The organism is Pseudomonas sp. Xaverov 83 (assembly GCF_019352905.1).
In the GTDB taxonomy this organism is placed as follows: Bacteria; Pseudomonadota; Gammaproteobacteria; order Pseudomonadales; family Pseudomonadaceae; genus Aquipseudomonas; species Aquipseudomonas yamanorum.
Map to the genome: position 1 here is coordinate 99,917 of NZ_JAAAFU010000011.1, position 18,666 is coordinate 118,582.

20 protein-coding genes are annotated in these 18,666 nt (G+C 60.4%); 10 read left to right on the plus strand and 10 right to left on the minus strand.

Annotated features, from left to right (window positions below; translation table 11 throughout):
• Positions 1-152 precede the first annotated feature (152 nt).
• The 6 genes from hisB (at position 153) to K0H47_RS04960 (ending at position 4,023) form a co-directional block, all read left to right on the plus strand.
• Positions 153-746: an imidazoleglycerol-phosphate dehydratase HisB gene (gene hisB / locus K0H47_RS04935; protein WP_003218037.1), complete on the plus strand. Its 594-nt coding sequence runs from the start codon at positions 153-155 to the stop codon at positions 744-746.
• Positions 746-1,384, plus strand: coding sequence for an imidazole glycerol phosphate synthase subunit HisH (hisH, locus tag K0H47_RS04940; RefSeq protein WP_177025841.1), 639 nt, complete (start codon positions 746-748; stop codon positions 1,382-1,384). The genes hisB and hisH overlap by 1 nt, the downstream gene beginning before the upstream one ends.
• Positions 1,384-1,641: a DUF2164 domain-containing protein gene (locus K0H47_RS04945; protein WP_003218033.1), complete on the plus strand. Its 258-nt coding sequence runs from the start codon at positions 1,384-1,386 to the stop codon at positions 1,639-1,641. The genes hisH and K0H47_RS04945 overlap by 1 nt, the downstream gene beginning before the upstream one ends.
• 39 nt (positions 1,642-1,680) lie before the next feature.
• Positions 1,681-2,418 carry a 1-(5-phosphoribosyl)-5-[(5-phosphoribosylamino)methylideneamino]imidazole-4-carboxamide isomerase gene (gene hisA / locus K0H47_RS04950; RefSeq protein ID WP_003187784.1) on the plus strand — a complete coding sequence of 246 codons (738 nt, stop codon included), beginning with the start codon at positions 1,681-1,683 and terminating at the stop codon, positions 2,416-2,418.
• A gap of 9 nt (positions 2,419-2,427) precedes the next feature.
• Positions 2,428-3,198, plus strand: a complete 771-nt coding sequence (gene hisF, locus K0H47_RS04955) for an imidazole glycerol phosphate synthase subunit HisF (protein WP_003218030.1) — start codon at positions 2,428-2,430, stop codon at positions 3,196-3,198.
• A 66-nt stretch (positions 3,199-3,264) separates the two neighbouring features.
• The gene (locus K0H47_RS04960; protein ID WP_177025842.1) at positions 3,265-4,023 is read left to right on the plus strand and encodes an ABC transporter substrate-binding protein; all 759 of its coding nucleotides are present in this window, start codon (positions 3,265-3,267) and stop codon (positions 4,021-4,023) included.
• Here K0H47_RS04960 and K0H47_RS04965 read toward each other — a convergent pair.
• The 5 genes from K0H47_RS04965 to gpmI all read right to left on the minus strand — a co-directional run bounded on the left by K0H47_RS04965 (position 3,976) and on the right by gpmI (position 10,443).
• Positions 3,976-5,280, minus strand: coding sequence for a Vps62-related protein (locus K0H47_RS04965; protein WP_219272098.1), 1,305 nt, complete (start codon positions 5,278-5,280; stop codon positions 3,976-3,978). The genes K0H47_RS04960 and K0H47_RS04965 overlap by 48 nt on opposite strands.
• A gap of 74 nt (positions 5,281-5,354) precedes the next feature.
• Entirely contained in the window at positions 5,355-6,137 is a 783-nt protein-coding gene (locus K0H47_RS04970) for a divergent polysaccharide deacetylase family protein (RefSeq protein WP_177025844.1), read from the minus strand.
• Between the two features lies 1 nt (position 6,138).
• The gene (locus K0H47_RS04975; protein ID WP_017478172.1) at positions 6,139-7,446 is read right to left on the minus strand and encodes a S41 family peptidase; all 1,308 of its coding nucleotides are present in this window, start codon (positions 7,444-7,446) and stop codon (positions 6,139-6,141) included.
• A gap of 31 nt (positions 7,447-7,477) precedes the next feature.
• Entirely contained in the window at positions 7,478-8,779 is a 1,302-nt protein-coding gene (locus tag K0H47_RS04980; RefSeq protein WP_063033508.1) for a murein hydrolase activator EnvC, read from the minus strand.
• Positions 8,780-8,916: 137 nt separating this feature from the next.
• Positions 8,917-10,443 (minus strand): 2,3-bisphosphoglycerate-independent phosphoglycerate mutase, encoded by a 1,527-nt coding sequence (gene gpmI / locus K0H47_RS04985; protein ID WP_063033507.1) that lies wholly within the window; start codon positions 10,441-10,443, stop codon positions 8,917-8,919.
• Between the two features lie 151 nt (positions 10,444-10,594).
• Here gpmI and K0H47_RS04990 point away from each other — a divergent pair, with 151 nt between their 5' ends.
• From K0H47_RS04990 to secB, 3 genes are read left to right on the plus strand one after another with little or no spacing between them, the layout of a single operon-like run.
• The gene (locus K0H47_RS04990) at positions 10,595-11,008 is read left to right on the plus strand and encodes a rhodanese-like domain-containing protein (RefSeq protein WP_063033506.1); all 414 of its coding nucleotides are present in this window, start codon (positions 10,595-10,597) and stop codon (positions 11,006-11,008) included.
• Between the two features lies 1 nt (position 11,009).
• A complete protein-coding gene (gene grxC / locus K0H47_RS04995) occupies positions 11,010-11,264 on the plus strand; it encodes a glutaredoxin 3 (protein ID WP_010169095.1) in 255 nt (84 codons plus the stop codon).
• Between the two features lie 42 nt (positions 11,265-11,306).
• A complete protein-coding gene (secB, locus tag K0H47_RS05000) occupies positions 11,307-11,792 on the plus strand; it encodes a protein-export chaperone SecB (RefSeq protein ID WP_003218009.1) in 486 nt (161 codons plus the stop codon).
• A 157-nt stretch (positions 11,793-11,949) separates the two neighbouring features.
• On the opposite strand, the gene K0H47_RS05005 is transcribed toward secB, so the two are convergent.
• Positions 11,950-12,405, minus strand: a complete 456-nt coding sequence (locus K0H47_RS05005) for a tRNA (cytidine(34)-2'-O)-methyltransferase (protein WP_219272100.1) — start codon at positions 12,403-12,405, stop codon at positions 11,950-11,952.
• On the opposite strand from K0H47_RS05005, the gene K0H47_RS05010 reads away from it, so the two are divergent.
• Entirely contained in the window at positions 12,404-12,844 is a 441-nt protein-coding gene (locus tag K0H47_RS05010; protein WP_219272101.1) for a hypothetical protein, read from the plus strand. The genes K0H47_RS05005 and K0H47_RS05010 overlap by 2 nt on opposite strands.
• Positions 12,845-13,467: 623 nt before the next feature.
• Here K0H47_RS05010 and ntrC read toward each other — a convergent pair.
• From ntrC to glnA, 4 genes are all read right to left on the minus strand, one after another.
• Positions 13,468-14,904 carry a nitrogen regulation protein NR(I) gene (gene ntrC / locus K0H47_RS05015; RefSeq protein ID WP_008435682.1) on the minus strand — a complete coding sequence of 479 codons (1,437 nt, stop codon included), beginning with the start codon at positions 14,902-14,904 and terminating at the stop codon, positions 13,468-13,470.
• Positions 14,901-15,986 carry a nitrogen regulation protein NR(II) gene (gene glnL, locus K0H47_RS05020; protein WP_003218001.1) on the minus strand — a complete coding sequence of 362 codons (1,086 nt, stop codon included), beginning with the start codon at positions 15,984-15,986 and terminating at the stop codon, positions 14,901-14,903. Before glnL ends, ntrC begins: the two co-directional genes overlap by 4 nt.
• Before the next feature lie 366 nt (positions 15,987-16,352).
• Complete coding sequence (locus K0H47_RS05025; protein ID WP_219272103.1) at positions 16,353-16,889, minus strand: chorismate mutase; 537 nt, start codon at positions 16,887-16,889, stop codon at positions 16,353-16,355.
• Between the two features lie 150 nt (positions 16,890-17,039).
• Positions 17,040-18,446, minus strand: a complete 1,407-nt coding sequence (glnA, locus tag K0H47_RS05030) for a glutamate--ammonia ligase (protein WP_003217999.1) — start codon at positions 18,444-18,446, stop codon at positions 17,040-17,042.
• Between the last annotated feature and the right edge of the window lie 220 nt (positions 18,447-18,666).

The following is an 18,666-nucleotide window of genomic DNA, read 5'->3' on the forward strand; positions in this document are numbered from 1 at the left end:
CAAGCCCGCTCCCACACAAAGCTGCTCCCACGCTTGTACTGACATGTCTATCCTCGACACTCCATCAGTCTTATCCCCTCCGATGTTTCTGTTTAGCGCCCGCGCCCCTATAATGGCTGCCTTTTTCGCCCAATGATTTTGCGGAGCTGGTGATGGCCGAACGTAAGGCGTCCGTCGAGCGCGACACTCTGGAAACCCAGATCAAAGCCTCGATTAACCTGGATGGCACCGGAAAGGCCCGATTTGATATCGGTGTACCTTTTCTTGAGCACATGCTGGACCAGATCGCCCGTCACGGGCTGATCGACCTGGATATCGTCAGCAAGGGCGACCTGCATATCGACGACCACCACACCGTGGAAGACGTCGGTATCACGTTGGGCCAGGCATTTGCCAAAGCCATCGGCGACAAGAAAGGCATCCGTCGCTATGGCCACGCCTATGTCCCGCTGGATGAAGCGCTGTCGCGTGTGGTCATCGACTTCTCCGGCCGCCCAGGCCTGCAGATGCACGTGCCCTACACCCGCGCCACCGTGGGCGGCTTCGACGTCGACCTGTTCCAGGAATTCTTCCAGGGTTTCGTCAACCACGCACTGGTCAGCCTGCACATCGACAACCTGCGTGGCACCAACACCCACCACCAGATCGAGACCGTGTTCAAGGCTTTCGGTCGTGCCCTGCGCATGGCCGTAGAGCTGGATGACCGCATGGCCGGGCAAATGCCGTCGACCAAGGGCGTTCTGTAATGCAGACGGTCGCGGTTATCGATTACGGCATGGGTAACCTGCACTCGGTGGCCAAGGCCCTCGAGCACGTAGGTGCCGGCAAGGTACTGATCACCAGCGATGCCGAGGTGATTCGCGAAGCCGACCGGGTGGTGTTCCCGGGTGTTGGCGCGATTCGCGACTGCATGGCCGAGATTCGCCGCCTGGGCTTCGACAGCCTGGTGCGTGAAGTCAGCCAGGACCGGCCGTTCCTCGGCATCTGCGTAGGCATGCAAGCCTTGCTCGACAGCAGTGAAGAGAACGCCGGCGTCGATTGCATCGGCCTGTTCCCGGGCCAGGTGAAGTTTTTCGGCAAGGACCTACACGAAGACGGCGAACACCTGAAGGTCCCGCACATGGGCTGGAACGAAGTACGCCAGACCGTGGACCACCCGCTGTGGCACAACGTGCCGGACCTGGCGCGTTTCTACTTCGTACACAGCTACTACATCGCCGCCGGTAACCCGCGCCAGGTGGTGGGTGGCGGGCACTATGGCGTCGACTTCGCCGCTGCCCTGGCCGACGGTTCGCGCTTTGCCGTGCAGTTCCACCCGGAGAAGAGCCATACCCATGGCCTGCAATTGCTGCAGAACTTCGCCGCGTGGGACGGGCGCTGGTAATGGCCAAGAAGGTCAAGCCGCCGATCTTGAACCTCACTCCCCAGCAGGAGAGTGAGGCCACCGACAAGATCAAGCGTTTCATGGAAGACCGCTTCGAGCTCAAGCTCGGCTCGTTCGAGGTCGCAGAAATCCTCGAACTGTTCACCACTGAAATTGCTCCGCACTATTACAACAGGGCGATTTTCGACGTGCAGACGCACCTTAAAGAAAGGTTCGAAAGCATCGAAAGCGACTTGTGGGCGCTCGAGAAACCCTGATTTTCCGAGCAACGCTGAATATCGAATAAGGTTTGCCAGATGCTGATTATTCCCGCTATCGATCTCAAGGACGGCGCCTGCGTACGTCTGCGCCAGGGCCGCATGGAAGATTCCACGGTGTTCTCCGATGACCCGGTGAGCATGGCTGCCAAGTGGGTGGAAGGCGGTTGCCGTCGTCTGCATCTGGTGGACTTGAACGGTGCGTTCGAGGGCCAGCCGGTCAACGGCGAGGTGGTGACGGCGATCGCCAAGCGCTACCCGAACCTGCCGATCCAGATTGGTGGCGGCATCCGCTCCCTGGAAACCATCGAGCACTACGTGAAAGCGGGCGTGAGCTACGTGATCATCGGCACCAAGGCCGTGAAAGACCCGGCCTTCGTCGCAGAAGCCTGCCGTGCGTTCCCCGGCAAAGTGATCGTGGGCCTGGACGCCAAAGACGGTTTTGTCGCCACCGACGGCTGGGCTGAAATCAGCACCGTCCAGGTGATCGACCTCGCCAAGCAGTTTGAAGCCGACGGCGTCTCCGCCATCGTTTATACCGACATCGCCAAAGACGGCATGATGCAAGGCTGCAACGTACCGTTCACCGCTGCGCTGGCCGCTGCTACCAAAATCCCGGTGATCGCTTCCGGCGGTATCCACAACCTGGGTGACATCAAGTCGCTGCTGGACGCGAAGGCGCCAGGGATCATCGGCGCCATCACGGGCCGGGCGATCTATGAAGGCACTCTGGACGTCGCTGAAGCCCAGGCTTACTGCGACGCCTACAACGGCTGAGGACTGACCATGGCGCTGGCCAAACGCATCATCCCTTGCCTGGACGTCGACAACGGTCGCGTGGTCAAGGGCGTCAAGTTCGAGAACATCCGTGACGCGGGCGACCCGGTGGAAATCGCCCGTCGCTACGACGAACAGGGCGCTGACGAGATTACCTTTCTCGACATCACCGCCAGTGTCGATGGTCGCGACACCACGCTGCATACCGTCGAGCGCATGGCCAGCCAGGTGTTTATCCCGCTGACCGTGGGCGGTGGCGTGCGCACCGTGCAGGACATTCGCAACCTGCTGAATGCCGGCGCGGACAAGGTTTCGATCAACACCGCCGCCGTGTTCAACCCGGAATTTGTCGGCGAAGCCGCGCAGCACTTTGGTTCGCAATGCATCGTCGTCGCCATCGACGCCAAGAAAGTCTCCGGTCCGGGCGAAACCCCACGCTGGGAGATCTTCACCCACGGCGGCCGCAAGCCGACCGGGTTGGATGCCGTGCAGTGGGCGATGAAGATGGAAGCCCTGGGCGCCGGTGAAATCCTGCTGACCAGCATGGACCAGGACGGCATGAAAAACGGCTTCGACCTGGGCGTGACCCGTGCCATCAGCGATGCGCTGGGTATCCCGGTGATTGCTTCTGGCGGCGTAGGCAACTTGCAGCACCTGGCCGACGGTGTGATCGAAGGCCACGCCAGCGCGGTACTGGCAGCGAGTATTTTCCACTTTGGCGAATACACCGTTCCTGAGGCCAAGGCCTACATGGCGGCGCGCGGTATCGTCGTACGCTAAACGTCACTGGACACCATGGCAGGCTCGCGGCACTCTCTGGGCTTGCCATGGATTCCGGTAACTTTCATGTTCAGAGACCTGCTGCTCGCCCTCGCCAGTACCACCGTTCTATTGACGGGTTCGGCCCATGCCGATGAACCGTCCGACGGCGCTTCCCTGGTGCTGCTGACGGAAAACTTCCCGCCGTACAACATGGCGAAAAACGGCAAGAACTTCGCCAAGGAAGAGAACATCGAAGGCATCGCCGTGGACATCGTCCGCGAGACCTTCAAGCGTGCCGGCATTTCCTACAACCTCACTCTGCGTTTCCCTTGGGAACGAATCTACAAACTCGCCCTGGAAAAACCCGGCTACGGCGTGTTCGTGATGGCGCGCCTGCCGGACCGTGAGGCGCTGTTCAAATGGGTCGGCCCCATCGGCCCGGACGATTGGGTGTTGCTGGCCAAGGCTGACAGCAAGATCCAACTGAGCGACCTTGAGCAGGCGCGGCGCTACAAGATCGGCGCCTACAAGGGCGATGCCATCGCGGAAAGCCTGGAGAAACAGGGGCTCAAGCCGGTGATCGTGCTGCGGGATCAGGACAATGCGCAAAAACTGGTGGATGGCCAGATCGACCTGTGGGCCACCGGGGACCCGGCGGGCCGTTATCTGGCACGCCAGGTCGGGGTGACCGGGCTCAAGACCGTTCTGCGCTTCAACAGCGCGCAGTTGTACCTGGCACTGAACAAGAACGTGCCGGATGAGGTGGTGGCGAAACTCCAGGCGGCCCTCGATCAGTTACGGCAAGAGGGTGTCGTCGATGCCATCATGGGGCGTTATCTCTAGGTTGTTTTCTGTGGGCTCGGGCACCTCTTCTGGTACTTCCTGTGGTTCCTCAACAGCAGTAACCGCCGCTTCAGGTTGCAGCAGCTCGCTGAAGTAGACGTTATCTCCGCTGGCATAGGTAAGGGTTGGCCCGAGCTGGCTGCCGTCAACCCGCAATAGCTCGTATCGGCTTTTGACCAGGTAGGCAGCGATGGATTTATTCGCCGGGATGTAAGCCATCACATCCGCCACGCTCTCCCGTTCCCAACCTTGTGCGGTCAAGCCCGTATGCGTGAAGTCGCGATTGAGGCTGGCACTGACACTCAACGAATGACGGGGTGTCCATGCAGCCTTTATATCGATATCGGTCACGTAGCGCAGACCCATGGAGAAGTCACTGATTTCCCCTTTTGCGAAGACCCAACTGAAGGTTTGGCTTGCTGGCGTGGTGTTTTGACCGCTGGCCACCAAGCTGTATTGGTCGATTCTTTTGAGCCGATAAACCGGGCACGTTTGCAGTTTTTCCAAGGGCGTCAAGGTCGGGTCGTTCACGGTAAACCAGGGCAGTTCGCAGACATGAGTGCCTTCTGTTACCTGCTCCGGCATCGTGCGTCCTGGTGCCATTTCGCGTGGAAGTGGCGGCAGATCCTCGGAATGGAGCGCAAGGTCCAGCCGCAGGGCGTGCACCGGGCTTTGCCTGGTTGGCTTGGCATAGCCCTCGGCGCCGGTAAAGGTGCCCGGTGCCAGGTAGGTTTGTCCAGGAGCTGCCTGCGACGGGGAAACGCCCCAGGCGCTGAAGTCCTGGTGGGCGCCGCTGCCTTGGTCGCTCCAGATCAACTGGTCGACATAGGCCTGAGTCACCAGGTCTTCTCTGACACAGCGGATGGTATTGCGTGGTGGTTTGTCATTACCGAGGCCACAGACCAGCCCCATCGCCACATAACCTTCTGGAGCGGTGGGCTGCCAGATTGAGAAATTGGCGCGTGCCCTTGGTCCTGAATGTTCCCAGACCCTCTCGAAATCGACGGGGGGCCGCAACGCGGTGCCATTCTCCCGGTCAACTTCGCTGACAACGGCCACGATTTTCAGTTGATTGATGTTGTGGTAACCCGCTACCGCCACATCACCCAGCGAGACGAAGTTGCCCAGCACGTTGGAGGATGTGCTCGGGCGCCAGAAGGTCACGGGCTTTTCGGCGCGGGTGCCTTTGTCGTTCCATACAGGAACGAACTCGGTGGTGAAGTTGATCAGCAGGTCTTTGTATTGCAGTGAGTTCATGTACAGACTCTCCAGTTGATAAGAAGATCGACTATCGGAGAGTCCGCTCGGTCAGGCGCGGTAGCTATATAGCACTAGCGGTAAGTGCCGTTTTTTCCGTGCCCGGCCATGGCCTGGTTGCTGCGCAGGCTGATCATCAACTTGATGTCGATCCACTCGACGCCCTGGGCCTTGAGCTTGGGCAGCTCTCGTTCCAGTACCGCCAGCGTCTGTGGATAAGGGTGGCCGATCATCACCGCAGACCCCTGTTTGTGGGCCAGCTTGATCGCGGTCTGCAATTGAGTGGTGATGGCTACTTCGGTGCGTTCGTCATCGAGGAACACATCCCGCGAGACGCTCGCCAGACCAATCTTTTGTGCCTCGGCGGCGGCGACGGTTTTAGCGCTGGTGCGGCTATCGACGAAGAACTTGTGGCGCCGTTGCAGCTCACCCATCAACCAGGCCATGGCCTCTGGCTGCGCCGTCATGCGGCTGCCCATGTGGTTGTTGATGCCGGCGGTATAAGGCACGGCCTTGAAGGCCGCGTCCAGGCGTTTGCCGAGTTCTTCGATGGGCAGGTCGGGGTGCCAGGCGAACGGGCCGGTGGCCGGGTCCATGGGCATGTGCAGGATGACGATCTTGCCCGCCTTGTGGGCTTCGCGGGCGAATTCGGCGGCGTGGGGTGTGTCGGGCATGATCGCCGTGGTCACCGGGCCGGGCAGGGCGAGCACACGACGATCCCGGGGCAGGTTTTGCCCGAGGTCGTCGATGATCAGGGTCAGGTAGGCTTTGTGTTCAGCGGGGGCTGCACTGGCGGGGTTGCCTTGGGCAGCTCCCGCCAGACAGCACAGCAAAGCGATGATCAGGCCACGGCGCATATCAACGGCTGCGCGTAATGCTCAGGCCCTTGAGCAGGCTCAGCGCCTGGGCCAACTGATAATCGTCGTCCTGCGGCATCGGCTTGGCTTTCGAGCCGCTGCCGGTTGGCTGGTCGGCGCCGCCGTTGCCATTGCCCAGGTGGCCCTGCAGGTCAGCTTCCTTGTAGAACTCGCTGTCCGCTTCGTTGGTGATCTTGGCCTTGCGCACTTCGATGTCCGGCACGATGCCCTGGGCCTGGATCGAGCGACCGTTCGGCGTGTAGTACAGCGCCGTGGTGATCTTCAATGCGCGGTCGTTGTTCAGCGGCAGCACGGTTTGCACCGAGCCTTTGCCGAAGCTGGTGGTGCCCATCAGCACGCCGCGCTTCTGGTCTTGCAGGGCGCCGGCGACGATTTCCGAGGCCGAGGCGCTGCCGCCGTTGATCAGCACAACCATCGGCACGCCTTCGCTGAGGTCGTTGCCGGTGGCCGAGAAGCGCAGTTCGGAGTTGGCGATACGGCCCTTGGTGTAGACGATCAGGCCCTTGGTGATGAAGTGGTCGACCACTTCCACCGCCGCCTGCAACACGCCGCCCGGGTTGTTACGCAGGTCGAGCACGATGCCGCTGAGTTTCTTGCCGTTGTCTTTGCGCAGCTTGGCCAGGGCCTTGGCCACTTCGTCGCCGGTCTTGACCTGGAACTGGGTGATACGGATGTAGCCGTAGCCCGACTCCAGCAGCTGGCTCTTCACGCTCTTGACCGTGATGGTGGCGCGGGTCAGGGTCACGTCGAACGGCGTGCCGCCGTCGCGCACCAGGGTCAGGGTGATTTTCTGACCGATCTTGCCGCGCATCTTGTCGACGGCTTCGGTCATGGTCTGGCCGCGGGTCGGCTGGCCGTTGATCTTGACGATAAAGTCGCCGGCCTGGATGCCGGCCTTGGACGCCGGGGTATCATCGATCGGCGAGACCACCTTGATGTTGCCGTCGTCGGCGCCGACTTCGATGCCCAGGCCACCGAACTCACCACTGGTACTCTCCTGCAGCTCGGCAAAATCTTCCGGGCCCAGGTAGGCGGAGTGCGGGTCAAGGTTGCTGAGCATGCCCTTGATGGCATTTTCCAGCAGGGTCTTGTCGTCCACAGGTTCGACATAAGCGGCCTTGATCCGGTCCATGACCTCGGCGAAGGTGCGCAACTCGTCCAGCGGCAGCGGGGCCTTGGTGGTCGCGGCCGTGGCTGACTGGGCGGTCTGGTCGGCGAATGCCAAAGGCGCGCCGATCACCAGGGCGATCGTCAGGGCCAGCGATGTGAGGCGGGACAAATGCAGCATGTCGAACGAACTCCTAATGTAGATGCGACCCTTATCCTTGGGTGCGGCACCATTGTGCCGGGTCGCTCGGGCGGCCCTGCTGACGAATAGCGAAGTACAGCGCCGGAGTGTCCTGGCCACCACTGTTACCGACAGTGGAGATGGATTCACCGGCTTTTACAACATCACCTGCCGCTTTAAGCAAAGTTTGATTGTGGCCGTAAAGGCTCAAATAGCCATTACCGTGGTCAAGAATCACCAACAAACCTGCGCCGCGCAGCCAATCGGCGAACACCACACGGCCGCCGTGAATGGCGTGGACCTGGGTGCCGGCACCGGCACTGATCATCACACCGTCCCACTTGGCGCGGGTGTCATCGCCACGGGTTTCACCAAAGCGTGCCAGTAATCGACCATCAACTGGCCATGGAAGTTTTCCCCGGGCTGAAGCAAAAGGTCCGCCAAACGATTCGCCGGCGCTGGAAACCAGCGGGCCAGGCGCTGCACGCACCGGTTTACGCGGGGCCGGGGCATCGGTGGCGCTGGCAACGGCCTCGGCCGCCTCACGCTCGCGCTTTTTTTCGGCTTCCTGCTGGGCGATAAGCGCTTTTTGCCGCGCTTCTTCGGCCTCGCGGGCCTGGCGAGCCAGGGTTTCCTCGATGGTTTTCAGGACTTTGGCCAGGTCGGCCTGGTCTTGCTCGCGATTCTTGAGCTTGGCATCGCGGGCCTTTACGTCGTCATTCAGCTTGGCCAGCGCCTGCTGGCGCTCCTTGCGAACCTTGTCCAGCTCGTCGCGCTGGCTGTCGAGTGCGGTTTTCTGGTCGAGCAACTGCGACTGCTGGTTGGCGATCTCGGTTTCGACATTGGCCAACTGGCGCAGGGTCTCGTTGAAGCTTTTCAGTTGCTCCAGGCGGGCCTTGCTCAGGTAGTCGTAATAGGTGAGGGTGCGGGCGAATTTTTCCGGGTTCTGCTGGTTGAGCAGCAGCTTGAGGTATTCCTGGCGGCCATTCTGGTAGGCGGCGCGGGCCTGGATCGCGATCAGGCGTTGCTGTTCAACGCGGGCGCTCTGGAGTTTTTTTTTCTCACCGTCGAGTCGCTCCAGTTCCGACTCGCTCTTCTTTAGTTCTTTTTGCAGCTCCTGGACTTGCTTCTCCAGCTTGCCCATCTCGGTTTCCGTGCCGCGCAGGTCTTTCTGCACGCCGGACTTCTCTTCCTGGAGCTTGCCGAGCAGCTTCTTGAGCTCGGTAATGTCCTGACGCGTAGCGTCCAACTGTTGTTGGGTTTGTGCGCGCTCATCGGCAAATGCCGGTTGGAGCAGGCAGACAAGAGCAAGGGTAATCAAGGCGCGAAGCATAGAGGCGGGCGACACCAGGGAAAGGGACGGCCTAGTATGCCCGCCAAGCGCTGCAAAAAAAACGCCTCAAAGCCAACTGCTTTGAGGCGTTCGTCATAAAAAGCCGTTTCGGGCGATTTAATCGGGCGGTTTTGCTATTAAACCAATATCGAAGTGCCAGTCATCTCTTTCGGCTTCTCCAGCCCCATCAGCATCAACATGGTCGGTGCCACGTCGGCCAGTACGCCGCCGTCACGCACTTTCAGGTCGCGTTTGCCGACGTAGATGAACGGCACCGGCTCGGTGGTGTGGGCGGTGTGGGCCTGGCCGGTGGATTCGTCGGACATTTGTTCGCAGTTGCCGTGGTCGGCGGTGATCAGTGCTTCGCCGCCTACCTTGTCCAGGGCGTCGACGATGCGGCCGACGCACAGGTCCAGGCATTCCACGGCTTTTACCGCCGCTTCCAGGTTTCCGCTGTGGCCCACCATGTCGCCGTTGGCGTAGTTGACCACGATCACGTCGTAACGCTGGTGCTCGATGGCGTCGACGATCTTGTCCGTGACTTCCGGGGCACTCATTTCCGGCTGCAGGTCGTAGGTGGCGACTTTCGGCGACGGGATCAGGATGCGCTCTTCACCCGGGAACGGTTCTTCACGACCGCCGGAGAAGAAGAAGGTCACGTGGGCGTATTTCTCGGTTTCGGCAATGCGCAGTTGGGTCTTGCCGTTTTTCGCCAGGTAATCCCCCAGCACGTTTTCCAGGCTGCCCGGGGCGAATGCCGAGGGGGCCGGGATGTTGGCGGCGTATTGGGTCAGCATCACGAATTCGACTTTCGGCTGGCGGGCGCGCTCGAAGTCCTTGAAACCGGCATCGACAAACACATGGCTCAGCTCGCGGGCACGGTCGGCGCGGAAGTTCATGAACACCACGGCGTCGCCATCTTCGACTTTTACCGGTTCACCGATGGTGGTGGCCTTGACGAATTCGTCACTCTCGCCACGGGCGTAAGCGGCCTCCAGGCCTTCCTGGGCAGTGGCGGCGTTGAATTCGGCCTGGCCGTCGACGATCAGGTTGTAGGCCTGGGCCACGCGATCCCAACGGTTGTCACGGTCCATCGCGAAGTAACGGCCGACCAGGCTGGCGATGCGGCCCTTGCCGAGGGTCTTGAAGGTTTCGTCCAGCAGTTCGATGGAGGACTGGGCGCTTTTCGGCGGGGTGTCGCGGCCGTCGAGGAACGCATGCAGATAGATCTTCTCGGCGCCGCGCTTGAAGGCCAGTTCGGCCATGGCGATCAGGTGGTCCTGGTGGCTGTGGACGCCGCCGTCCGACAGCAGGCCCATGAAGTGCACGGCCTTGCCAGCCTTGACTGCCTTATCCACTGCCGCGCAAAGAGTCGGGTTCTCGAAAAACTCGCCGTCGCGGATCGATTTGGTCACGCGGGTGAAGTCTTGGTATACCACTCGTCCGGCACCGAGATTCATGTGGCCGACTTCCGAGTTGCCCATTTGGCCGTCCGGCAGGCCAACATCCATGCCCGACCCGGAAATAAGGCCGTTCGGTACGGTAGCGCTCAGACGGTCCAGTACTGGCTTCTTGGCCGAGTACACAGCGTTGTCGTGGTGGCTTTCACTGTGTCCGAAGCCATCGAGAATTATCAGGACCAAAGGTTTAGGCGTAGTAGTCATAGATCCTCTCGCGGCGGTAATGAATGAAGGCAATTGAAAAGGGAGTGGCAGTTTAAAGCGAAGTTCCGACCACGTCACCGCTTTACGGGGGTTGGCCGACCATGACGGCTGTGTATACTTACCGCCATTTTAACGCCCTGGAACCTCCTTGATGGTTGATCACCTGATTGCATTTGCCACTACCCACTATTTGCTCGCTGGTGCGTTCGTCGTACTGCTGGCGCTGCTGATCGCTCACGAAATGAGCCGCGGTGGCCGCAGCCTCAGCACGTCCGAGCTGACCGCCCTGGTCAACAAGGATGAGGCCGTAGTGGTGGACATTCGTCCCGCCAAGGATTTCGCCGCCGGTCACATTGTCGGCGCGCTGAACATTCCCCAGGACAAGCTGATTTCGCGCCTGGCCGAGTTGGAAAAGCACAAGGCCAAGACCATCATCCTGGTCGACGCCCAGGGCCAGCACTCCGGCACTCACGCCCGCGAGATGCTGAAGACCGGCTTCAACGCCGCCAAACTGTCGGGTGGTATTTCCAGCTGGCGTGGCGATAACCTGCCGCTGGTGAAGTGATATGAGCCAGGTTGTCGTTTATTCCAGCGATTATTGCCCTTATTGCATGCGGGCCAAGGCCTTGCTTGAGAAAAAGGGCATTGCCTTCGAAGAGATCAAGGTTGATGGCAAGCCCCAGGTGCGCGCCGAGATGACCAAGAAAGCGGGACGCACGTCCGTGCCGCAGATCTGGATCGGTGACAAGCATGTCGGTGGATGCGATGACCTGTTCGCACTTGAGCGCGCCGGTAAACTGGATGCGCTGCTTCACGTCTGACTCCTAACCCCTAAAAGACCCCAAGATCACGAAGGATCTGCGATGACTGACCAACAGAACACCGAAGCGGCAGCAGAAGAGGCTCAAGGCCCACAATTTTCCCTGCAGCGTATTTACGTACGTGACTTGTCGTTCGAAGCGCCAAAAAGCCCGGCCATCTTCCGTCAGGAATGGACCCCGAGTGTTGCGCTGGACCTGAACACCCGTCAAAAGGCGCTGGAAGGTGACTTCCACGAAGTCGTGCTGACCCTGTCGGTCACCGTCAAGAACGGCGAAGAAGTGGCCTTCATTGCTGAAGTGCAACAGGCTGGTATCTTCCTGATCCAGGGCCTGGACGAAGCGTCCATGAGCCACACCCTGGGCGCGTTCTGCCCGAACATCCTGTTCCCGTATGCCCGTGAGACCCTGGACAGCCTGGTCACCCGTGGTTCGTTCCCGGCGCTGATGCTGGCCCCGGTGAACTTCGATGCCCTGTATGCGCAAGAGCTGCAGCGCATGCAACAGGAAGGTTCGCCAACGGTTCAGTAATTTCGAACCTGACGCAGGACTAAATGTGGGAGCGGGCTTGTGTGGGAGCTGGCTTGCCTGCGATAGCATCACCGCGGTGTGACTGACACACCGAGGTGTTTGCATCGCGGGCAAGCCCGGCTCCCACACAAGCCCGCTCCCACATTTGTTATGTGCGCTATTTGAAACCGAGTTGGCGCCAACCCTCATAGACGGCGACGGCCACGGTGTTGGACAGGTTCAGGCTGCGGCAGCCTTCGCGCATCGGCAGGCGCAGGCGGTGGCCGTCGGGCAGGGCGTCGAGGGCGTCCGCTGGCAGGCCCCGGCTTTCCGGGCCGAACAGGAAGGCGTCGCCTTCGGCAAAGCTGGCATCATGGAATGGCCGCGAGCCCTTGGTGGTAAACGCGAACAACCGTGGGTGGTTCAGGCTTTCCAGGCAGCTGGCGAGGTCCGCGTGGCGTTGCAGGGTGGCGTACTCGTGGTAGTCCAGCCCGGCGCGGCGCAGGCGTTTGTCGTCCATGTCGAAACCCAAGGGCTCGATCAAATGCAGGTGGCAGCCACTGTTGGCGCACAGCCTGATAACGTTGCCGGTATTCGGCGGAATTTCTGGTTGAAAAAGGATGACGTGAAACATGCACGGCTCCGAAGGCAAAGATGCGCTGCATTCTACCCCTGAAGAAGACCCCAGGCCGAAGCTATTGCCACGGGTTTTAGGCTCGTTGGCCATTGTCGGCTTGATGGTGGGCCTGATGATCGGCCGGCTGACCACGCCAGACCCGGTTGAGCTGCAGCGGGTGGAGCCTGCGGCCGATGGCCTGGTGGTGTGGTTCAACAGCGAGCCCAAGCTGCACGGAGAGCATATCGACGGCACGGTGGCGCTGCTGTTCGATGCGCTCGGCAAGGCTCAGGGCGGGCAACTGAAGGTCAATGACAAGGACGTGAACTGGCGCTTACGCAAGACCGATGGCGGCTTGCTGCTGAACCTGGTGGCGGCTCGGCCGTTGCGCGGGGAGTGGTCGGGGGCGAAGGTTGAGGGACGCTGGCGGGTGGAGATCCATCTCCAGGAGCAATAAAAGAGGGAATCCCCGGCCTGCCTGTACCAAGGTTCCCAAAACGGGCTGGGGCTATGGGCGCGTTGCCTCATAAGCCCCGGGTGTAAAGAAGGGAGTTCCCGGCCTGCCTGTACCAGGGCTCCCAAAACGGGGTGAAGCCAAAGGCTTCGGTGTTAAAGAGGGAATCCCCGGCCTGCCTGTACCGAGGTTCCCGAAACGGGTGTGGGGCGCGACGCGATTCGCATCAAGCACCCCGGGTGTAAAGAGGGGATTCTCGGCCTGCCTGTACCAAGGTCCCCGAAACTGGGTAGTGACAGGGTTATTGCAGGGCGCGTGCCAGAATTGCGAAGTGGCGCCAAAAAATCTCTTCAGAAAGCGCAAAGCCCCGGAATACGGGGCTTTGGCTTTTTTGGATTTTAATATTTTCTTAACAAGGTTGGCGTTTCAAGCGTTGGATCTGTGCGCGATGCCGGTTCGTGGTGCATTGAAGCGGTGCACGGTCGTTAGTCTGGTACAAAACAAATGTGGGAGCTGGCTTGCCTGCGATGGCGCTGTGTCAGTCGATACATCCGGTGACTGACACAGCGCCATCGCGGGCAAGCCCGGCTCCCACATTAGATCTTCAGTGGATCAGGGATTAGTGATCAGGCTTCATCACCCTCATCATCGTCACCGCCGTCGACCTTCATCCCCAGCTCCTTGATCTTGCGAGTCAGGGTATTGCGGCCCCAGCCCAGCAGCACGGCGGCGTCGCGACGACGACCGGCGGTATGCTTGAGGGCGGTTTCGATCATGATCCGCTCGAAAGCCGGCACAGCGCTGTCCAGCAGGTTCGACTGGCCACGTGCCAGGGCCTGATCGGCCCACTGGCGCAGTGCCTGCTCCCAGTTGGTCACCGGTGCCGAATCCTGCGGCAGGCTCAGCAGCTCAGGCGGCAGGTCGCTGATATGCACTTCGCGACCCGAAGCCATCACCGTGATCCAGCGGCAGGTGTTCTCCAACTGACGCACGTTGCCCGGCCATGGCAGGTTCTTCAGGTATTCCTCGGTCTCGCTTTTCAGCAGCTTCGGCTCGACAGCCAACTCCTGGGCGGCGCGGCTGAGGAAGTGGCGGGCCAGGGTCGGGATGTCTTCGCGGCGGTCCGACATCCGTGGGATGTGGATACGGATCACGTTCAGGCGGTGGAACAAGTCTTCCCGGAATTTCCCGGCATGCACCAGGGTTTCCAGGTTCTGGTGGGTCGCTGCGATAATGCGTACATCGACCTTGACCGGCGTGTGCCCGCCTACGCGGTAAAACTCGCCGTCGGCCAGGACCCGCAGCAAGCGCGTCTGGGTGTCGGCCGGCATGTCGCCGATTTCATCGAGGAACAGCGTGCCGCCATCGGCCTGCTCAAAACGGCCGCGGCGCAGGTTGGCCGCGCCGGTGAACGCGCCTTTTTCATGGCCGAACAGTTCCGACTCCATCAGGTCCTTCGGAATCGCCGCCATGTTCAATGCGATGAACGGCGACGCGGCCCGTGGACTGTGACGGTGCAGGGCGTGAGCCACCAGTTCTTTACCGGTACCCGACTCGCCGTTGATCAGCACGGTGATGTTGGAGTGGCTCAAACGCCCGATGGCGCGAAACACTTCCTGCATCGCCGGCGCTTCGCCGATGATTTCCGGGGTACGGGTCAGGGCCGGCGGAGCTTCCTGGTTCTGCTGTTCCTGGGCGTGCTGGTTGGCGCGTTTTACCAGCGCCACCGCTTCGTCCACATCGAACGGTTTTGGCAGGTATTCAAAGGCACCGCCCTGATAGGACGCGACAGCGCTGTCCAGGTCCGAGTGCGCGGTCATGATGATCACCGGCAAGCGCGGGTGCTGCTCGCGAATCCGCGCCAGCAAGTCCAGGCCACTGGCGCCGGGCATGCGGATGTCGGAGATGATCACGTCGGGCTGCTGGCGAGCCAGGCGACTCATCACCCCGTCGGCGCTGTCGAAGCTCTGGGTGGTCATGCCTTCCTGTTGCAAGGCTTTCTCCAGGACCCAGCGGATAGAACGGTCGTCATCGACGATCCAGACAGTTTCACTACGGCTCATGTCGATGGGGCTCCTTGTTCCAGTGGCAGAAAGATCGAGAAGGTGGTGTGACCGGGATGGCTCTCACATTCGATCAAACCCTGGTGCTGGCTGATGATGTTCTGGGTAATGGCCAAGCCGAGCCCGGTACCGTCCGGGCGGCCGCTGACCATTGGGAAAAAGATGGTTTCCTGCAGTTCTGCAGGGATGCCCGGGCCGTTGTCGATGATCTCGACCTTGGTCACCAGGCGATGGCGCACGTGGCCGATGGTGAACTGGCGCAGCGCGCGGGTGCGCAGGCTGATGCGGCCCAGGCGCAGTTCGTTCTGGCTGCTGATGGCCTGCATGGCGTTGCGCACTATATTGAGCACCGCCTGGATCATCTGCTCGCGGTCGATCAATACGTCGGGAATGCTCGGGTCGTAGTCGCGCACCAAGGTGATGCAGCCCTGGCTTTCGGCCTCTACCAGTTGGCAAACCCGCTCCAATACTTCGTGGACGTTAGTCATCGCCAGCGACGGCAGTTTGTTGGAGCCGAGCATGCGGTCCACCAGGTTACGCAGGCGGTCGGCTTCCTCGATGATGACGTTGGTGTAGTCCTTGAGGTTCTCGTCCGGCAGCTCGCGGGCCAGCAACTGTGCGGCGCCGCGAATCCCGCCCAGGGGGTTCTTGATCTCGTGGGCCAGGCCGCGCACCAGCATCTTGCTGGTTTCCTGCTTGGACAGTTGCGCCTCTTCCTTGGTGATGCGCAGCAGGCGATCCCGGGGGTGCACCTCCAGCAGGAGCAAAGTGGCACCGTGGCTCAGGATCGGTGTAACCGCGTAGTCGACCGTCAGGGTCTGGCCGGTGAGGGCGGTGAGCATCGCTTCGCGCTTGGTGAACGGGTGCGCCTGCTCCACGGCCTGGCGCAATGAGCTCAAGGCCTCGGCCGACTCAGTGAACAGTTCACTGATGAATTGCCCATGGCTGCGCTGTCCGCTGATGGCCAGCAGCATTTCCGCCGCCGGGTTCATGTACTCAAGGCGCAGTTCGTCATTGAGCAGAATGGTCGCGGTGGTCAGGTTGTCGAGTAGCAGGCGGTGCAGTGCGTCGCTGATGGTCATTAGGACCTCTTTTGGAGCAAGGCGCGGCCTTGAGGCGTGCGCTGATACAAGGAAAATGCAAAAACCAAACCAAAGCTCCGAAAAGAAGCGTTAAAGCCCTGAAATGGGAGGTTAAGGCGCGAAACTGTGGCGTTCTGCCAGCTTGCGCGGGAAGTTTCGAACCAAAATGGGTTGCGTAAGTGGGAAGGGTGCAGCGTATCGCACCAATATAGTGCGGTTTTGAGAAGTCTGTTCAGGAACTCGTGTCACTGAAACCTGTGGGAGCTGGCTTGCCTGCGATAGCTGACTATCAGCTGGTATTTTGGGTGCTGACACACCGCTATCGCAGGCAAGCCAGCTCCCACATTTTTGATTGGGGTCGCAGTTTTAGTTCTTGTAGACACACAGCTCGGCAGTGGCGCGGATCATTGCCAGTTGGTGCAGCGGGTCCTTGGCGGGTGCGTGATTGGCCTGGGCCAGCCATTGTGGACATTGCGGGTCGCTGCGCTCCGGGGTGAAGTCTGCCAGCTGTTGCAGCAGGCGTTTTTGCAGCAGGTCCAGTTTAGGGCGGATTTGCCCGACCAAATCAGGGCGTGGATCGTTAGGGGCTTTGCCTTGCAGTTGCCAGTCGGACAAGTGGGCGTACTGCACCAATTTGTTCGCCTCGATCTGGGCCGAGAAAAACTGCTCGGCCTGGGCCGGTGCCAGTTTGTAGCTCGGCGCCTGGGCGACGACGCTGGCGATTACGTCCTGCTCCCGCGCACGGTCCTCGACGGGCTTGTGGCTGTCCCATTTGCTCAGGGCCACCTGGTCGGCAATCGCCAGGCGTTCGGCGATGCTGTCGAGCAGTGGGGCGAGGGTGGGTGGTGCGGCGAATACATTGGCGCTGAAGCACAGCAGGGCGAACGCAAGTCGACGTTTCAACGGTGATCTCCTTGTGGGAGCGGGCGTGCCCGCGATGACGGTGTGTCAGTCAATACAACAGATGGCTGACTCTGCGCTATCCCGAGGCAAAAAAAAGACCTCCCGAAGGAGGCCCTTTTTCATCACGCCACGTTAAGCAGCGCTACCGGATCAGCAGCTGTAGTACAGCTCGTATTCCAGTGGGTGTACGAAGGTGCGGACCTTGATTTCTTCTTCGCTTTTCAGGGCGATGTAGGCATCGATAAAGTCGTCGCTGAACACGCCGCCTTTGGTCAGGAACGCACGGCCCTTGTCCAGCTCTTCCAGGGCTTCTTTCAGGCTGCCACACACTTGTGGGATCTCTTTGGCCTCTTCAGGCGGCAGGTCGTACAAGTTTTTGTCGGCGGCGTCGCCTGGGTGGATCTTGTTCTGGATACCGTCCAGGCCGGCCATGACCAGGGCAGCGAAGGCCAGGTACGGGTTGGCTGCTGGATCCGGGAAACGGGCTTCGATACGGCGAGCGCGAGGGCTGGACACGTAAGGAATACGGATCGAAGCGGAACGGTTGCGAGCCGAGTAGGCCAGCATCACTGGCGCTTCGAAACCTGGGACCAGACGCTTGTAGGAGTTGGTCGACGGGTTGGTGAAGCCGTTCAGGGCCTTACCGTGCTTGATGATGCCGCCGATGAAGTACAGGGCGGTGTCGGACAGGCCGGCATAACCTTCGCCAGCGAAGGTGTTCTTGCCTTCTTTGGCGATGGACAGGTGAACGTGCATACCCGAACCGTTATCGCCGTACAGAGGCTTAGGCATGAAGGTAGCGGTACGGCCGTAGGCATCAGCCACGTTGTGAACGCAGTACTTCAGGGTCTGTACTTCGTCAGCCTTGGCAACCAGGGTGTTGAACTTCACACCGATTTCGTTCTGGCCGGCAGTCGCCACTTCGTGGTGGTGAACTTCGATGACCAGGCCCATCTCTTCCATGGCGTTGCACATGGAGGTACGGATTTCGTGGTCGTGGTCGAACGGAGGAACCGGGAAGTAGCCGCCTTTGATACCTGGACGGTGGCCTTTGTTGCCGCCTTCCACGTCCTGGTCGGACATCCACGAACCTTGTTCGGAGAAGATCTTGAACATGGAGCCAGAGATGTCGGACTTGAACTTGACCGAATCAAAGATGAAGAATTCTGGTTCCGGACCTACGAATACGGTGTCGCCGATACCGGTCGACTTCAGGTATTCCTCGGCACGCTTGGCGATCGCACGTGGGTCACGGTCGTAGCCTTGCATGGTCGAAGGCTCGATCACGTCGCAGACGATGATCAGCGTTGGGTCTTCGGTGAACGGGTCGAGTACGGCGGTGCTGTCGTCCGGCATCAGAATCATGTCGGAAGCTTCGATGCCTTTCCAGCCGGCAATGGAGGAACCGTCGAACATTTTGCCTTCTTCGAAGAAGGCGTCATCCAGCGCGTCGCGAGCCGGCATGGTCACGTGGTGCTGAGTGCCTTTTGTGTCCGTGAAGCGCAGATCAATCCATTTGACGTCATGATCTTTGATGAGTTGAACCGACTTCGACATAGTGTCCTCCGGGTGGCTTCGGGCTGGGGTAGTGGAGTAGCCCTTAGAATGTGGGTGATGCCGGCGCGAATACTCGACCAAGGCAACCTGCCTCACAAGAGAGCAAATTGCATGCCAGTGCCCCGACATGGGTTTTTTGCCACAAAAACGCCCCTATAAAGGTGCAATCCGCTGAAGCGGAAGAAAATGCGCACCGCAATGTAGCGCGAATTTTCATTTA

Coding starts and splice junctions, on each gene's coding strand:
- hisB (WP_003218037.1), top strand. CDS start 153: ATGGCCGAACGTAAGGCGTCCGTCGAGCGCGACACTCTGGAAACCCAG.
- hisH (WP_177025841.1), top strand. CDS start 746: ATGCAGACGGTCGCGGTTATCGATTACGGCATGGGTAACCTGCACTCG.
- K0H47_RS04945 (WP_003218033.1), top strand. CDS start 1,384: ATGGCCAAGAAGGTCAAGCCGCCGATCTTGAACCTCACTCCCCAGCAG.
- hisA (WP_003187784.1), top strand. CDS start 1,681: ATGCTGATTATTCCCGCTATCGATCTCAAGGACGGCGCCTGCGTACGT.
- hisF (WP_003218030.1), top strand. CDS start 2,428: ATGGCGCTGGCCAAACGCATCATCCCTTGCCTGGACGTCGACAACGGT.
- K0H47_RS04960 (WP_177025842.1), top strand. CDS start 3,265: ATGTTCAGAGACCTGCTGCTCGCCCTCGCCAGTACCACCGTTCTATTG.
- K0H47_RS04965 (WP_219272098.1), bottom strand. CDS start 5,280: ATGAACTCACTGCAATACAAAGACCTGCTGATCAACTTCACCACCGAG.
- K0H47_RS04970 (WP_177025844.1), bottom strand. CDS start 6,137: ATGCGCCGTGGCCTGATCATCGCTTTGCTGTGCTGTCTGGCGGGAGCT.
- K0H47_RS04975 (WP_017478172.1), bottom strand. CDS start 7,446: ATGCTGCATTTGTCCCGCCTCACATCGCTGGCCCTGACGATCGCCCTG.
- K0H47_RS04980 (WP_063033508.1), bottom strand. CDS start 8,779: ATGCTTCGCGCCTTGATTACCCTTGCTCTTGTCTGCCTGCTCCAACCG.
- gpmI (WP_063033507.1), bottom strand. CDS start 10,443: ATGACTACTACGCCTAAACCTTTGGTCCTGATAATTCTCGATGGCTTC.
- K0H47_RS04990 (WP_063033506.1), top strand. CDS start 10,595: ATGGTTGATCACCTGATTGCATTTGCCACTACCCACTATTTGCTCGCT.
- grxC (WP_010169095.1), top strand. CDS start 11,010: ATGAGCCAGGTTGTCGTTTATTCCAGCGATTATTGCCCTTATTGCATG.
- secB (WP_003218009.1), top strand. CDS start 11,307: ATGACTGACCAACAGAACACCGAAGCGGCAGCAGAAGAGGCTCAAGGC.
- K0H47_RS05010 (WP_219272101.1), top strand. CDS start 12,404: ATGCACGGCTCCGAAGGCAAAGATGCGCTGCATTCTACCCCTGAAGAA.
- K0H47_RS05005 (WP_219272100.1), bottom strand. CDS start 12,405: ATGTTTCACGTCATCCTTTTTCAACCAGAAATTCCGCCGAATACCGGC.
- ntrC (WP_008435682.1), bottom strand. CDS start 14,904: ATGAGCCGTAGTGAAACTGTCTGGATCGTCGATGACGACCGTTCTATC.
- glnL (WP_003218001.1), bottom strand. CDS start 15,986: ATGACCATCAGCGACGCACTGCACCGCCTGCTACTCGACAACCTGACC.
- glnA (WP_003217999.1), bottom strand. CDS start 18,446: ATGTCGAAGTCGGTTCAACTCATCAAAGATCATGACGTCAAATGGATT.